The sequence below is a fragment of the Ruegeria sp. HKCCA0235A genome, assembly GCF_013033235.1.
Classification (GTDB): Bacteria; Pseudomonadota; Alphaproteobacteria; order Rhodobacterales; family Rhodobacteraceae; genus Ruegeria.
On the sequence record NZ_WQDQ01000001.1, the window covers coordinates 273,575 to 287,252 of the forward strand.

Genomic DNA, 13,678 nt, shown 5'->3' on the forward strand with positions numbered 1-13,678 from the left:
GTAAGGGCATGAGCAGTCACACAAATCAGCCGCAGGTGCGCAGACGTCGGGTGTTCTATATACCCGGCTATGATCCGATGCCGCCCCGGCGATATCGCGAGCTATATCGCAGTGAATCGCAGAAGCAGGCCCGGATCTCGGGGTACGAGATCGCCATATCCCAAAAGACAACGGAGGGACGTTTCGGCTGGCGTGTGACCTCGGAACAAGATGGGCTGACTGTTGAAACGGAATTCGAGGTTCTGGTGTGGTCCGATATCGTGCGCGACAGCATGTCGGTCTCGATCCCGGCGACCTATTGGCAATTGGCCCGCACGGCGTGGATTTACGTATCAACCGGTACGTTGTGGCGTCTGATGCGATTGCGCAAGGGCCCGGTGATCGCGGCGTTGTATCCAGTGGCGATGTTGGTGTCTCAGCTGCTGATCGCGCTTGCGGTGGCATGGGCATGCATAGCCATGGCTGGTTGGTGGGGGGTATTCCCCGGAGCGGCCATCGCCGTCGCGTTACTGCTGTGGTTTCGCAAGGTCGATAACCGGCTGTTTGCGTATTACCTGATGCATGATTACGCCTATTCAGCGCAGTTGAGCGGGCAAATGCCGGTCGAGCTGCGGGAAAGGTTGTCTTCGTTTCGTGAAGCGATCCAAGACGCGTTGAATTCCGATGTGGATGAGGTGCTGGTCGTTGGCCACAGCTCGGGCGCGCATCTGGGGGTGTCTGTTCTGGCCGAGCTGGTCCGAAAAACGAAAGTGCACGAGCAAGGCGCGGTGCTGTCGTTTCTAAGTCTGGGACAGGTGGTTCCCATGGTCTCGTTTCTGCCCCAGGCACACGATTTGCGGTCCGATCTGCATTTCCTGTCCACGCGGTCCGAGCTCAGCTGGATCGATGTCTCGGCCCCCGGTGATGGCTGCGCCTTTGCGCTTTGCGATCCGGTTGCGGTCACGGGGGTGGCCGATGCTGATAAACGCTGGCCGCTGGTCCTGTCGGCGGCTTTTTCGCAAACCTTGTCTCCGGAACGCTGGAAAGCTCTGCGATGGCGTTTTTTTCGCCTTCATTTTCAGTACCTTTGCGCCTTCGACAAGCCGGAAAGCTATGATTATTTCCGGATAACGGTTGGCCCGTTGACGCTGGGGCAAAGGTTTGCGGATCGAGAGGCTTCGCGCAGCCGTATCGAGACGCCTGTCTCCAAGTTCACCTCGGTACGCCCATGACCCCGCCCAAGCCAGACCCGCGCCCTGATAAGGTTTCTTTGCTGCGCTATTTGAAACTGTTCAGACATGACCTGCTGTCGGCGCAGCCAGCCCGGTTATATCGCGCGTGGATGGCAGAATTCAAAACCCCGTTCTTCCGATCGTTCCTGATCAATCAACCGGACCTGATTCAAACCGTTCTCAGGAAACGGCCTGACGATTTCCCCAAGTCCGGCAGGATAAGCGAAGGCCTGCGGCCGTTGCTTGGCAATTCGGTGTTTCTGACCAATGGCGAGGTCTGGAAACGACAGCGGCGGATTATCGATCCGGCGTTCGAAGGCGGGCGTCTGAAGGATACATTCCCGGCCATGCTGGCCGCTGCCGAGGCATGTGTGGAACGGCTGCGACCTTGTGTCGGCGGGGAACTCGAATTCGAAGAACAGACAAGCCACGCCGCGGCGGACGTCATATTCCGCACCCTGTTTTCCGTTCCCATCGAAAACGCTATCGCCAGCCAGGTGTTTGAAAAGTTCCGGGCCTATCAACGCGCGCAACCTTTGCTGAATCTCGCGGCTTTTGTTCCATTGCCAAAGTGGCTGCCCCGGTTTCATTCCAGGGCGACCAAACAAAACGCGCGGGATATCAGGGCGCTGATTGCCGAACTGACAGGAACACGCGCAAAGGCCATCAAGGACGGAACGGCACCTGATGATCTTGCGACCAAGATCATGACGACGGCTGATCCCGAAACCGGACAGTTCTTCGACCCCGACGAGATGGTTGATCAGGTAGCGATCTTTTTTCTTGCCGGGCATGAAACCAGTGCGTCAGCCTTGGCCTGGACGCTGTACCTGATGGCCCTTTACCCGGAATGGCAACAGAAGGTTGCAGATGAAGCCGCCGTTCTGGATGATCCTTCATTTGCCTGTGTTTCAAAACTCCGGATCAGCCGGGATGTGTTTCGCGAAGCGCTGCGCCTTTATCCTCCGGTGCCCATGATGGTTCGCGAGGCCACGCGCCCCGAACGGTTCCGTAACCGGGATGTGCCGGTTGGCGCGCAAATCGTGATCAGCCCGTGGCATTTGCACCGTCAGGCGCGTTTGTGGGACGATCCGGATGGTTTTGATCCTATGCGTTGGGGCACGGAAAACGGCAAGCGCTGCCAGCGCGACGCTTACATCCCGTTCTCTGCGGGCCCCCGAGTGTGCACCGGGGCCGGGTTTGCAATGGTCGAAGGGCCGCTGATCCTGTCGATGCTCTTGAGCCGTTTCAGGTTCGAAACAATCCCGGGAAAAACACCTGTTCCGGTCGCGCATCTGACGGTTCGATCCAAAGATGGCATATGGTTGCGCCTGTTTGAGCGCTAACAACCTACCATCGGTTCACGCCCTGTTGTATGCGGGGAAGAACATCGGAATCATCATTGAACGGGAAAACAATATGTCCAAAGCAGAACAGCGCGCGCAGATGATCAACGGCACGGGCTTTATCGCGGCACTGGATCAAAGCGGCGGATCAACCCCGAAAGCGCTTGCGTTGTATGGTGTCGAGGCATCCGACTACAACTCAGACGAAGAGATGTTCGGTGAAATCCAGAAGATGCGTGCCCGCATCATTCTGGCCGACGATTTCACAAAGGACAAAGTGATTGGTGCAATCCTGTTCGAACGTACCCTGGGCGAAGAGATCGAAGGCCGCAAGGTTGCCGATTACCTGTGGTCGGTCAAAGGTATCGTGCCTTTCCTGAAGATCGACAAAGGCTTGGAAGAACAGGCAAATGGCGTTCAGATGATGAAACCGATCCCCGGTCTGGCCGAGACCCTGGCCAAGGCCGATGGTGTGTTCGGCACCAAGGAACGCTCGGTCATTCACGAAGCGAATGCCGACGGCATCGCGGCGGTGGTTGCGCAACAGTTCGACGTCGCCCGCGAAGTCACCGATGCCGGTATGGTTCCGATCGTGGAGCCCGAAGTGAACATCCATTCGGCAACCAAGGCCGAGGCGGAAGACATCCTGAAGGCTGAAATCCTCAAGAACCTCGATCAACTGGCCGAGGGTCAGGAAGTGATGCTGAAGCTGACGATCCCGACAAAGGCAAACCTGTATGACGCGCTGGCTGACCACCCGCGGGTCTTGCGCGTTGTGGCCCTGTCGGGCGGTTATTCGACGGAAGAAGCCTGTGATCTGTTGGGCCGGAATGGCAAGATGATTGCATCCTTCTCGCGGGCCTTGACCGAAGGCCTGTCGAAGCAGCAGTCAGATGCCGAATTCAACGCGGCGCTGGGTGGCAACATCGACAAGATTTACGAAGCCTCGGTCTAACCTTTCAGACAGGTTTGACGAAAGAGCGGCGCAACTGTGCCGCTTTTTTTCTGCCGATGCAGGTCTCGGCGTGATCATTGACCAGCCCCATGGCCTGCATGAACGCAAACACGGTTGTAGGGCCAACGAACTTCCACCCCCGTTTCTTGAGATCTTTCGACATGGCCACCGACTCGGGCGATGTGGACGCCGTTTGCGGAGGCGGAGGCGTTTCAGCCTCGTAACGCCAGACATAGGCCGCCAGAGATCCTTCGGCCGCCACAAGGTCCTGCGCGCAACGCGCATTGTTGATCACCGCTTCAATCTTGCCGCGATGACGGATGATCCCGGAATCCTGTAGCAGCCGTTCCACATCTGCATCAGAAAACGTGGCCATCCTGTTGAAATCAAACCCGCAAAAAGCCTTCCTGAAGTTTTCGCGCTTGTTCAGGATCGTTCGCCAGCTCAGACCTGACTGAAAGCTTTCGAGGCACAGTTTTTCAAACAGCCGTTGGTCGTCGCCGACAGGGTAACCCCATTCATTGTCGTGATATTCAAAGAATTCGGGCGCGGCCTGACACCATGCGCATCTTTGCTGCCCATCCGGCCCGGTAATGGTGTCGCTCATGGTTGTACCCTTTTTGTTCCCGCTCACGTTACACGTCGAGGCGAGGGCGTGACAAGTCTCAATCAGGGTTGCGGAACCAGTTCAGCACAAAGACGCGTATGGCCGATGCAAGACCCGTTTCCGGGTCGCGGGCCACATCTATTTCGGCCGCCAAGACATTGATTGGCTTGCCTTGTTCCTGAGCGATCTCGCGAAAAGCACGCCAGAATTCATCCTCGAGTGATACCGAGGTTCGGTGTCCTTGCAGGGTCAAAGAGCGTTTGACAGGACGGCCGCTCATTCGTCCAGCTCATGATCGTCGAGGTCGCGCTTTTGTTTTTTCTGTTGAAGCTTCACGACTTCTTTTTCAGCTTTTGTACGCCCAAACGCGACGGCGTTCCGGTCAGCGCGGGCCTTTCTTTCGGTCCGCGCTTTTTCTTTTCGATACCGGTTCAGATTGACCGGCTTGCCCATCAGTCTCTTGGGCCGATCATCTGTTCGGGACGGACGACGGCATCAAAGGTCGCTTCGTCCACAAAGCCCAGCGCGATGGCTTCTTCCTTGAGCGTGGTACCGTTCTTGTGGGCGGTTTTCGCAACGGTGGTCGCATTGTCATAACCGATGGTAGGGGCAAGCGCCGTGACCAGCATCAGCGATTCCTTCATCAGCTTGTCGATGCGCGGCTCGTTCGCTTTGATGCCCATCAGCATCCGCTCGGTAAAGCTGTCGGTGGCATCCCCCAACAGCTGGATCGATTGCAGCAGGTTGTAGGACATCATCGGATTGTAGACGTTCAATTCGAAATGCCCTTGCGACCCGGCAAAATTCATCGCTGCATTGTTGCCCATCACATGCGCGGCGACCTGCGTCAGCGCTTCGGCCTGCGTCGGGTTTACCTTGCCGGGCATGATCGACGAGCCGGGCTCATTTTCCGGCAGGATCAGTTCACCCAGGCCGGAACGAGGCCCGGAGCCCAGGAAACGAATGTCGTTTGCGATCTTGTAGCAGCTGCCGGCAATCGTCGCCAAAGCGCCCGAAAGGAAGACCATGGCATCATGGGCGGCCAGCGCTTCGAACTTGTTCGGCGCCGTCACGAAGGGCAGGTCGGTGATTTGGGCCATATGGCCTGCGACGGCTTTGTCCCAGCCGTGCTGGGTGTTCAGGCCGGTGCCAACGGCCGTTCCGCCCTGGGCCAGTTCATAAATCCCCGGCATCGCCGCATGTACGCGTGCGATTCCCTGACGAATCTGGTGGGCATAGCCACTGAACTCCTGACCCAAGGTCAGCGGTGTCGCGTCCTGTGTATGGGTTCGGCCGATCTTGATGATGTCCTTGAACTCCTCGGCCTTCTGCTCGAGACCGGACGCCAGTTTTTCAAGGCCGGGAAGCAGCACATCGCGTACGCTCATCGCTGTTGCGATATGCATGGCGGTTGGGAAAGTATCGTTCGACGATTGCCCCATGTTGCAGTGGTCATTCGGGTGTACCGGGTCTTTGGATCCGATCTTGCCGCCCAGAATCTCGATGGCTCGGTTGGCGATGACCTCGTTCGCATTCATGTTCGACTGGGTGCCCGAACCCGTCTGCCACACGACCAACGGAAAGTTGTCGTCGAACTTGCCCTCGATCACCTCGCCTGCGGCCTGAATGATCGCATCTGCTATCTTTGCGTCAAGCTTGCCCGTTGCCTTGTTTTCCATGGCGCAGGCTTTCTTGATTACGCCCAGCGCGCGCACGATGGCGACCGGCTGTTTTTCCCAGCCGATGGGAAAGTTCATGATCGAGCGCTGCGTTTGGGCGCCCCAATACTTGTCGGCAGGAACCTCGAGCGGGCCAAAGCTGTCGGATTCTGTGCGGGTTTGAGACATCGGTCACTCCGTCTGGTATGCAGTTGTATGCCGTTTAGCCGCAGCCACGCCGTGACGCAATCGGCCAGTTGCGCGCACCTTAAACTTAAGGGCGTCAAAGGTATAGGCGCGGGGTGCGTCACTTTAATCGTTATTGGCGGGGAATGTGCATTGTTTGCGGATACCTCTGGGCTACAATAGAGCAATAGACGCCATGGAGGACAAAATGCCAAATTTCCATCGCTTTACGCTTGAAAAAGCAGTCGCGATACTTGCAGTTTGCGCTTTGTGGCTGTCGGTTCTGAGCGCAGCGGCTCGCGCGGCAGACATTACACCGTTCATAGGAGATTATATCGGTTCAGCCGAAGTCGTGGACGCGGATGGCACGACAACGCCCCGTGACATGAGCGTTTCCATCGTCGAGACCAAGAACGGTTTCAACGTCAGTTGGCGGACGACGACATACAAACTGGATGGACGCGTAAAGGAACAGAAGTTCTCGATTGATTTTGTTCCGTCAGACCGCCCGGATGTGTTTTCGGCGGCGATGAAACGCAATGTCTTTGGTCACGAAGTCCCGCTGGACCCGATGAAGGGCGAGCCATTTGTATGGGGCCGCATCGTCGACGAAACACTAACCGTGTTCTCTTTGTTCATTGACGAGGACGGAGGATATGAGTTGCAGCAATTCGACCGCACGCTTGCCCAAGGCGGGCTGAACCTCGCGTTTTCACGATTCATAGATGGTCAAAAATCACGATCGGTCGAGACTTTCCTGATGAAACGATAAACCCCGCGCCGGGCGGGGTTTGAAGGTTCATTTCCGAAAGCTGTCCAGCGATACGATATCCGCATCGTGATGTATTTCTTCTTCTTCGACTTCGATGTCGTCTTCGATGATTTGATCTTCTTCGATTTCGTCTTCCGGGCTTTCGAAGCGAAGGCCGAATTCCACGGATGGGTCCACGAAAGTCTTGATTGCAGAATAAGGGACGTACAGCGGTTCCGGGGCATCGCCAAAGTTCAAAGTGATGCCAAAGCCGAGGTCACCAACTTCGAGGTTCTCGAACCAGTGCTGCATGACGATGGTCATTTCTTCGGGATATCGTTCACGCAGCCAGTCGGCGATTTCCACACCATCTTCACGTGTGTCGAAAGTGATGAAAAAGTGGTGCGCCCCGGGTAGACCGGTTTCAGAAACTTCCTTCAGCACTGTTTTGATCAGGCCGCGCATGGCGGTGTGCATCAGGTTTCCATAATCGATGCCTTGCGACATGTGTGATCCTCAAAAGTGGTTATGCTCAGCATAGGGGTTTTGTTCGGAAACGAAAGGGCGGGTACGACCGGATTGATCAGATATTGTGTGCAGCCAGGCCGGCAATCGACATCAGGGCAAGCACGGTTCCCATCCCTAATTTCAGTCGAAAAATCAAGGTCCCAGCAAGGATAGTTAGACCGAATGCGGTAAAATTCAACGCGGAAATCTGCGGCATGGGGATTGCCAGAGGACCCCATGATTTTTCAGACACTGATTCGAAAAGAACATTCAGGGCGAACCACACGGAAAGGTTGAGAATCACCCCGACGACGGCCGCAGTGATTCCATGCAGGGCCGCAGACAGGCGGGGACGCGCGGCCAGACGGTCGAGATATGGGGCCGCAAGAAAAATCCAAAGAAAGCACGGAACGAACGTCGCCCACAATGCAACCGCACCGGCTGCAAGTGCCAGCGTGAACCCGCCGGTCAGTTGCCCGGTCAGCATGGCGACAAACTGTGTGACAAGTATGAGCGGCCCCGGAGTCGTTTCCGCCAGCCCCAGCCCATCAATCATCTGATCCGTGCTGATCCAGTGGTACTGGTCGACAACCGTTTGGGTCATGTAGGCCAATACGGCATATGCGCCGCCAAAGGTTACAACGGCGAGCCGGGCAAAAAACCACCCCAGATCGCTCAGCAGTTGATGGCCTGTGACGCTCAGAGCGACGAGCGGGCCTAACCAAAGGGGCAACCAGACAGCAATCGTTCGCAGAGACCGCGCCAGATGTGGTGTTCCTTCTCGCGTGGGAGTTTCTACGGGTCCTTTGAAGGTCACGTACCCCCAGGCTGCGGCAACGAATATGATCGCCGGAAAAGGAAGGTTCAGCAGAAAAATGGCCAGGAAGGACAGAATTGCGATTGTTCGATGCTCGCGATCATTCAATGCCTTGCGCGAAAGATTGCGGAGCGCCTGCAAAACGATGACGATGACGGTTGCCTTGATGCCCGTGAAGGCCGACTGCACCAAGGGAACATCGCCAAATGCTGAATAGAGCGCGACCAGAACCGCAATCACCAACGCGCCGGGCAACACGAACAAGCTGCCGGCAATCAGCCCGCCGGCAACGCCGCGCAGACGCCACCCCGCATAAGTTGCCAGCTGCATCGCCTCGGGGCCCGGCAGCAACATGCACAGAGACAGGGCGCGCAGGTAAGTCTGTTCATCCAGCCAGGGTCGGCGTTCTACCAATTCCTGATGCATCAAGGAGATCTGAGCCGCAGGGCCGCCGAAAGACAGCAAACCGATCCTGCCAAAGACCTTGGTAATCTCGGCCAGTGTCGGTGTCATGACGTTCGCCCGGTGGGCCAGTCATGGCTTTCGTCAAATCCATCGCGCGCCCAGCGATACATCGCGTCGTAAAGATTCATCCCGGCTTTCAGGTTTTCATGGTCATCGCGATACTGCCTTGAAAGCCCGACGGACACCGCCAACAATCCGGCCGCTTCAGGCGCAAGCGCGTGCCGGTTCGTGTCCGCTGCCCGGATGACTGTCGCCAACCGGTCCAGCGCAGGGGAGTGAAGCCCGAATTCATCCAGCATGGTGTCAAACGTGCAATTGTCGCCTCGGTGGCTCCAGAACGTGTTCTCGATATCAAAAGGTGACGCCCCGAAAACAGTCGCAACGCTTTCGACTTCGCCGGGTGCCACAAACAGGAACTTGGCGTCGGGATCAACAAACCTGCGTATCAGCCAGGGACATGCGATTCTGTCGATCTTTGGCCGGTGACGCGTGACCCACAGCGTATGGCCACCAATTCGATCAGGAATGCGTGCTGCGGGCACACGTGGTGCATCGGCCATGTCGCGCCAGGCATGCATTCCACCTTCCAGATATTCGGCTTGATGCCCTTCGCTGCGCAACCAGGAGACAACGCCCTGGCTCAGCTTTTTGCCTTTCTGACAGATAATCACGGCTGGGCGATCGGAGATCTTGCACGAAAGCTCCCGAAGATCTGCGGCCGGGTGCCGGATTGATGCGGGGATCAGATAGGGATCTTCTTCAAAATCGTCATTCAGGCAGACGTCGAATAGAACGGGCACGTTCGGAGTACCAATCAGACGCAGGAGCTGTTTGGGAGAAATAGAGTTGGGCGATGCCATAGCATGTTTCCTTGTGACCGCGGATACATGCGAAACTTGGGCTGTCGCCTCACGGGGCGTTCGCAATCTTACCCCATGGCAATTGCTAGCGCGCAAGGGTCATGGGGGTCAAGATTGCTTTGGGTTCACGCCCAGTCCAGACGTTGCCCGGTCATGCATACGGGCAGGGTGTCCGATGGAAACTGGCCCAGTTCTTCAAAAAACGAGATGAAGTCAAAATGGTTGTAGGCTTCAACCATCTTTTCGTCCTTGAACCGCGCCATGACCTGGCCGGTGACTTCCATTGGCGCGCCATTGTCAGCCCGAAAAGTACGCACATGCAGAATGGCGGACACCCAGTCGCCGTTTTCGATGATCTTGGGCAATTCGACCTTGATGTCCCCCAGAATATGGCGGAACGCCATGACCAGATCCCGGAAATCGTCCGCACCGACCTGCATTTCCGGAATCAGCCCTTCGGCCATCGTTTCGGGTGCGAAGAACTGATCAATTGCTTCGGTGTTTCCATTTTCCCAAACCTCGGAGTACCACTTTCTGAGTATCTCTGAATTCGTCATCCCAGTTCTCCTGTCCAAGTGCTGGCACGATGGCAAAAAGGAATGAATAAACTCTGAATCCGCCAAGGGACGGGTAAATAAATTCAGACATGTGGGGGATTAATGCAGGTTTCTGTTGCCAGGTACCTGCGAACCCCGCCTTACGCGGCTAGGCGCAAGGGCTTAAGTTTCGGTCTTGCTACTGCTTACGCAGCAACTGCAACCGGAGCACGATTGTCGTTTGCAATTGTACTGTTTTCGCCGGTAACGGTGGCAGACAGCCGAGACAAAGCTAACCCCTTTAGACGTTCGTCGATCCTGTTTCGGCCCCAAAATCCCCAAACGAAGGATGGTTGGTGGAGCCGCCGGGTACCGCCCCCGGGTCCGATCCGCTTATTACGAGCGCGTTTATGTCCATAGTCCCGAAGGACGACTCTTATATAGGTGAGGTGATGGGTGGATGCAAACTCAGAATGAACGCAGCCGTGTTTAACATTTCCAATCTGTTAGGTGGCTTTGTTGAAGTTTGCAGCAATCAGCCAGACGGCCAAAACCAGTTCGATTCCCCCAAAGATCAACGCCTTGGCCAAGGGGGGATTGTCCAGCGCGACCGATACAAACCGGCCCAGCGCTGCACCGGAATAGACAATGCCCAGCATGACATAGGCCATTGGGTTGTTCAGCCAGATAACGGCAATCCCCGTCACAACAAACAAACCACCGACCGAGGCGCGCATCTCGGACAACCCCATCGTGCTGTTGGTCGGGGCCAGATCCAGGGCCGACGCGGTGTGGGCCGGCGCCAGAAACCCGAATGCGCCGAACCCGATGGTCAGCAATGCCGCGATGACGTTCAGAGTTGCGACCATTCCGGCCCCCTTATGGTTCAGGCCGCGTAGGCGGCGTCAAAGAAATCACGTTCCAGTTCGACAGCGCGATGGAACAGTCGCGTGACCTCGGCCTGTTCGGCCGCATCCAGCGTCGGCCAGACGTTGTCCAGCTGACTGCGCAGATATTCCACGACGCTTTCGAACCCTTCGCCCGCATGTAGCGTGATCCATTCCGCAAACCAGAACGGCAAGCCGTCCTTGGGCGGGTTTTCCGGGCTGGCCCAGCTCAGGTAAACCCATTCCGCCACGACGAGTACCGCCAGCATGTTCTGATAACGGCCAGAGGCTGCGGCTTCGGCCATCAGATCCTGAAACGCGCGTGTGGCGGGCGCGGGCTCGGTGCTGGGCTCAGTGCCCAAAGCGTCCATCGCGCGCAGGAAATAGGTGTTCTCGGGGCCTATGATCACCGCCAGAAACTGCGCGGCCGGTACGCTGTCGGCAAGGGTCGGCGCATGCGCGATGGCGCTGGCCAAAAGACGCACGAAACCGTCGACGAACTGATAATCCTGTTGCAGATACCAGCGCATCTTGTTCTCGGGCAGGGTGCCATCAGACAGTTTGCGGGTGAAGGCATGGGTTGTGGCGGCCGTCCAGTCGTCGATTTTGCCCTGACGCAGCACTTCGGTTGGGCGGGTTTGGTCCTGCATTCGGAAGCTCCAGTTTTGTTTCGATGCAGACAAAGCGCGTTTCAAAACAAAGTACAAGGTCAGCCAATTGCGGACCAAAGACCCAGACCACCGACCAGAATGAGGCTCAGGGCCCAGACGAGCTCCAGGTTGAACCAGCTGCGCGACAGGAATTGCAGACCAAGCCAACGATAGACCGCAAAGGCCAAAAACCCGCCACCCAAAACCATGGCGGCCGTATGCAGCGCGGCGACGCCCAGAACCAAAAGGGTGTTCGTGGTCATGATCTGAGAAATCGCTTGATGGCCCGCGTCCAGTTCATCTACGGCACACAGGCCCAGATAGATTGGAACCAGCATCAGGGCGGCCCCGTGGGCAAGCGCCACAAGAAAAGACCAAAGCGCAAGCCTGCTTGGCGGGATCCGCGAAAGAAAGCGGGGATGACGGCGGGTTATCGCGATGTACAGGCCCATGCCAATCACGACCAGAGCCGCGCCGATGCGGATTTCATTTTGATAATCGACCAGTACGGCCATCAGGGCAAAAGGAAGAAGTACGCCGAGCATGGCCACGAAATGCCCGCCAGCCAAAGCCGCGAGTGCACCCCAAAGCGCGGATTGGCGTTGTTCCATCAAAGCCGAAGACACTGCCAGTGGCCAGCCCATGCCGGGGTTCAGGCCGTGATAGGCTCCGCTCAGAACAACGGCCAGCCAAAGGCCAGCCGTTGATGACATCAAAAATTCCAACTCAGACCGACGGATAGCAGAAGCTGTCGGTTGAACAGTCTCCGCCTTCCAACCGGATCTGGTGGCTGCGATAGCCCTTGGGAAACTCTACCCAGAACTTCGGATCCAATGTCAGACCACCATTCTCGCCGACATCAGCCTTGACCATGGCCGCACCACCTTCCTCGGGGTAGAACTGGTCGTCCCACGTGGAATAGAGCGAATTGGTCCAATAGACGCGTTTGCCGTCGCGGCTGATTTCGACCATCTGTGGACCATAGCCAAAGGTTTGACCATTTGGGTGCTTTGTCTTTTTGACGATTCCGCCGATCTCGACCTTGCCTGCCAGGGTTGGGTTCATCGGGTCGGATACATCGTATTGATGCATCTCGCCGGTTCCCCAGCACGCGACATAGAGGTACTTGTCGTCCAGGCTCAGGTCGATATCAGTAACCAGCGGCGGAACGGCAGAAAAGCCCTTCAGAAGGTCAGGAAGATCATCAGGATCAGCGGGTTGCGGATCGATTGTTATGGTCTTCTTGGCTTCGAACGTGCCGTCATCATTGCGCCACCAGGTGAAGATCGCACCTTGCAGGTTGGTCGTATCGACGACAACGCCGCAGAACCCGTATTGTTTTACGGGATCATGCGCGGGGCGGATTTCCAGGGCCATCTGATGGTTTTCGCCCAGATCGATGGTTTGAATATTCGTCCGGTTCCGAAGGTTCCAGAAATGGATCCGGTGGCCGTATTTGTTGGACAGCAGATCCTCGGCCACCAGCCCGTTTTCGAATTGCGGCGGCAGCCCCCATTCGGAACTGACCATGTAGTCACGCGGCAGGTTCCACCAGAAATCATAATGCTTGTCCTGCACGCCGCGCTCGATCTCATAGCGCCCGATGATATCGAAGGTCTCGCAATCCATGATGAATATGCCCGGAGGGCCATCTGTGCCGTCGGGGCCGCCGCCACCAAGGGTGCTGACATAGATGCCCTCAGGCCCGCAATGGATCGTGTGCGGACGGGAATACCCTGTCTTTGCAAAGACTTCTTCGGGTTCGATGATCTTGTGAATCTTGGCCTCAAGCGGGTTTTTCACGTCAATGACATAAATCCGGCTGGACCGGATGCCCGGGATGATCAGATAGCGCCGCTCCAGAAACGCGTGACCGCTCAGCGGCGACAGGGAAGAAGAACAGGCGTTCCAGCCAAAGTGGTGAAATTCGTCGCCCTTTTCGGGCATGATCACCTGATGCACGATCTTTCCGAAATCGTCCGAGCTTGGATCGACATTCACAACCGCCAGCCCGTCGGGTTGAGAAAAGTCAGGGCTGAGCATCAGCGTGAATGCAAGCGTCTCAGCGGGGCCCTCCATCGCTAGTTTCGCGGATGGATAAAAACTTGGGTCCGGTCTTTGGTTCATAACGTCCTCCCGTAAGTCATTGAACTTCAATTCATATTGAGAGTTCCGATCTTGGCGCCGGATGACAATCTGCCCGCTTTTTTGCCCCTTGTTCTGATCTTGTTTCGAATGCGGC

General features: G+C 56.7%; 16 protein-coding genes and 1 other RNA gene. 4 read left to right on the forward strand and 13 right to left on the reverse strand.

Going from position 1 to position 13,678, the window contains the following annotated elements; genetic code table 11:
- Window positions 1–8 precede the first annotated feature (8 nt).
- The 3 genes from GOW56_RS01310 to GOW56_RS01320 all read left to right on the forward strand — a co-directional run bounded on the left by GOW56_RS01310 (window position 9) and on the right by GOW56_RS01320 (window position 3,512).
- Window positions 9–1,211 carry a hypothetical protein gene (locus tag GOW56_RS01310; RefSeq protein ID WP_171204717.1) on the forward strand — a complete coding sequence of 401 codons (1,203 nt, stop codon included), beginning with the start codon at window positions 9–11 and terminating at the stop codon, window positions 1,209–1,211.
- Window positions 1,208–2,557: a cytochrome P450 gene (locus GOW56_RS01315; protein WP_171204718.1), complete on the forward strand. Its 1,350-nt coding sequence runs from the start codon at window positions 1,208–1,210 to the stop codon at window positions 2,555–2,557. Before GOW56_RS01310 ends, GOW56_RS01315 begins: the two co-directional genes overlap by 4 nt.
- A gap of 73 nt (window positions 2,558–2,630) precedes the next feature.
- On the forward strand, window positions 2,631–3,512 hold the full coding sequence (locus tag GOW56_RS01320) for a fructose bisphosphate aldolase (RefSeq protein ID WP_171204719.1): 882 nt from the start codon (window positions 2,631–2,633) through the stop codon (window positions 3,510–3,512).
- 4 nt (window positions 3,513–3,516) lie between these two features.
- Here GOW56_RS01320 and GOW56_RS01325 read toward each other — a convergent pair whose 3' ends face one another.
- The 4 genes from GOW56_RS01325 to fumC are packed head-to-tail and all read right to left on the reverse strand — an operon-like array spanning window position 3,517 to window position 5,966.
- Window positions 3,517–4,119 carry a DNA-3-methyladenine glycosylase I gene (locus tag GOW56_RS01325; RefSeq protein WP_171204720.1) on the reverse strand — a complete coding sequence of 201 codons (603 nt, stop codon included), beginning with the start codon at window positions 4,117–4,119 and terminating at the stop codon, window positions 3,517–3,519.
- A gap of 58 nt (window positions 4,120–4,177) precedes the next feature.
- Window positions 4,178–4,399, reverse strand: coding sequence for a ribbon-helix-helix domain-containing protein (locus tag GOW56_RS01330; protein ID WP_171116045.1), 222 nt, complete (start codon window positions 4,397–4,399; stop codon window positions 4,178–4,180).
- Window positions 4,396–4,572 (reverse strand): DUF4169 family protein, encoded by a 177-nt coding sequence (locus GOW56_RS01335; protein ID WP_171116043.1) that lies wholly within the window; start codon window positions 4,570–4,572, stop codon window positions 4,396–4,398. Before GOW56_RS01335 ends, GOW56_RS01330 begins: the two co-directional genes overlap by 4 nt.
- Window positions 4,572–5,966: a class II fumarate hydratase gene (gene fumC / locus GOW56_RS01340; protein ID WP_171204721.1), complete on the reverse strand. Its 1,395-nt coding sequence runs from the start codon at window positions 5,964–5,966 to the stop codon at window positions 4,572–4,574. Before fumC ends, GOW56_RS01335 begins: the two co-directional genes overlap by 1 nt.
- Window positions 5,967–6,171: 205 nt before the next feature.
- Here fumC and GOW56_RS01345 point away from each other — a divergent pair, with 205 nt between their 5' ends.
- Window positions 6,172–6,735 carry a hypothetical protein gene (locus tag GOW56_RS01345; RefSeq protein ID WP_152457908.1) on the forward strand — a complete coding sequence of 188 codons (564 nt, stop codon included), beginning with the start codon at window positions 6,172–6,174 and terminating at the stop codon, window positions 6,733–6,735.
- Between the two features lie 27 nt (window positions 6,736–6,762).
- On the opposite strand, the gene GOW56_RS01350 is transcribed toward GOW56_RS01345, so the two are convergent.
- The 9 genes from GOW56_RS01350 to GOW56_RS01390 all read right to left on the reverse strand — a co-directional run bounded on the left by GOW56_RS01350 (window position 6,763) and on the right by GOW56_RS01390 (window position 13,563).
- The gene (locus tag GOW56_RS01350) at window positions 6,763–7,221 is read right to left on the reverse strand and encodes an SspB family protein (protein WP_152457909.1); all 459 of its coding nucleotides are present in this window, start codon (window positions 7,219–7,221) and stop codon (window positions 6,763–6,765) included.
- 76 nt (window positions 7,222–7,297) lie between these two features.
- A complete protein-coding gene (chrA, locus tag GOW56_RS01355; RefSeq protein WP_171116035.1) occupies window positions 7,298–8,551 on the reverse strand; it encodes a chromate efflux transporter in 1,254 nt (417 codons plus the stop codon).
- On the reverse strand, window positions 8,548–9,363 hold the full coding sequence (locus GOW56_RS01360) for a sulfurtransferase/chromate resistance protein (RefSeq protein ID WP_171116033.1): 816 nt from the start codon (window positions 9,361–9,363) through the stop codon (window positions 8,548–8,550). Before GOW56_RS01360 ends, chrA begins: the two co-directional genes overlap by 4 nt.
- Before the next feature lie 125 nt (window positions 9,364–9,488).
- On the reverse strand, window positions 9,489–9,920 hold the full coding sequence (locus GOW56_RS01365; RefSeq protein ID WP_171116031.1) for an ester cyclase: 432 nt from the start codon (window positions 9,918–9,920) through the stop codon (window positions 9,489–9,491).
- A 101-nt stretch (window positions 9,921–10,021) separates the two neighbouring features.
- Window positions 10,022–10,369: a transfer-messenger RNA gene (gene ssrA, locus GOW56_RS01370) on the reverse strand.
- 36 nt (window positions 10,370–10,405) lie between these two features.
- Entirely contained in the window at window positions 10,406–10,768 is a 363-nt protein-coding gene (locus tag GOW56_RS01375) for a DUF4345 family protein (RefSeq protein ID WP_152457913.1), read from the reverse strand.
- Between the two features lie 17 nt (window positions 10,769–10,785).
- Complete coding sequence (locus tag GOW56_RS01380) at window positions 10,786–11,436, reverse strand: TenA family protein (RefSeq protein ID WP_171204722.1); 651 nt, start codon at window positions 11,434–11,436, stop codon at window positions 10,786–10,788.
- Between the two features lie 59 nt (window positions 11,437–11,495).
- Complete coding sequence (locus tag GOW56_RS01385) at window positions 11,496–12,149, reverse strand: hypothetical protein (RefSeq protein ID WP_171204723.1); 654 nt, start codon at window positions 12,147–12,149, stop codon at window positions 11,496–11,498.
- Between the two features lie 13 nt (window positions 12,150–12,162).
- On the reverse strand, window positions 12,163–13,563 hold the full coding sequence (locus GOW56_RS01390) for a selenium-binding protein SBP56-related protein (protein ID WP_152457916.1): 1,401 nt from the start codon (window positions 13,561–13,563) through the stop codon (window positions 12,163–12,165).
- Window positions 13,564–13,678: the final 115 nt, after the last annotated feature.

What these genes read in the sequence shown, in the direction of transcription:
- GOW56_RS01310 (WP_171204717.1), top strand. Translation starts at nt 9, where the DNA reads ATGAGCAGTCACACAAATCAGCCGCAGGTGCGCAGACGTCGGGTGTTC.
- GOW56_RS01315 (WP_171204718.1), top strand. Translation starts at nt 1,208, where the DNA reads ATGACCCCGCCCAAGCCAGACCCGCGCCCTGATAAGGTTTCTTTGCTG.
- GOW56_RS01320 (WP_171204719.1), top strand. Translation starts at nt 2,631, where the DNA reads ATGTCCAAAGCAGAACAGCGCGCGCAGATGATCAACGGCACGGGCTTT.
- GOW56_RS01325 (WP_171204720.1), bottom strand. Translation starts at nt 4,119, where the DNA reads ATGAGCGACACCATTACCGGGCCGGATGGGCAGCAAAGATGCGCATGG.
- GOW56_RS01330 (WP_171116045.1), bottom strand. Translation starts at nt 4,399, where the DNA reads ATGAGCGGCCGTCCTGTCAAACGCTCTTTGACCCTGCAAGGACACCGA.
- GOW56_RS01335 (WP_171116043.1), bottom strand. Translation starts at nt 4,572, where the DNA reads ATGGGCAAGCCGGTCAATCTGAACCGGTATCGAAAAGAAAAAGCGCGG.
- fumC (WP_171204721.1), bottom strand. Translation starts at nt 5,966, where the DNA reads ATGTCTCAAACCCGCACAGAATCCGACAGCTTTGGCCCGCTCGAGGTT.
- GOW56_RS01345 (WP_152457908.1), top strand. Translation starts at nt 6,172, where the DNA reads ATGCCAAATTTCCATCGCTTTACGCTTGAAAAAGCAGTCGCGATACTT.
- GOW56_RS01350 (WP_152457909.1), bottom strand. Translation starts at nt 7,221, where the DNA reads ATGTCGCAAGGCATCGATTATGGAAACCTGATGCACACCGCCATGCGC.
- chrA (WP_171116035.1), bottom strand. Translation starts at nt 8,551, where the DNA reads ATGACACCGACACTGGCCGAGATTACCAAGGTCTTTGGCAGGATCGGT.
- GOW56_RS01360 (WP_171116033.1), bottom strand. Translation starts at nt 9,363, where the DNA reads ATGGCATCGCCCAACTCTATTTCTCCCAAACAGCTCCTGCGTCTGATT.
- GOW56_RS01365 (WP_171116031.1), bottom strand. Translation starts at nt 9,920, where the DNA reads ATGACGAATTCAGAGATACTCAGAAAGTGGTACTCCGAGGTTTGGGAA.
- GOW56_RS01375 (WP_152457913.1), bottom strand. Translation starts at nt 10,768, where the DNA reads ATGGTCGCAACTCTGAACGTCATCGCGGCATTGCTGACCATCGGGTTC.
- GOW56_RS01380 (WP_171204722.1), bottom strand. Translation starts at nt 11,436, where the DNA reads ATGCAGGACCAAACCCGCCCAACCGAAGTGCTGCGTCAGGGCAAAATC.
- GOW56_RS01385 (WP_171204723.1), bottom strand. Translation starts at nt 12,149, where the DNA reads ATGTCATCAACGGCTGGCCTTTGGCTGGCCGTTGTTCTGAGCGGAGCC.
- GOW56_RS01390 (WP_152457916.1), bottom strand. Translation starts at nt 13,563, where the DNA reads ATGAACCAAAGACCGGACCCAAGTTTTTATCCATCCGCGAAACTAGCG.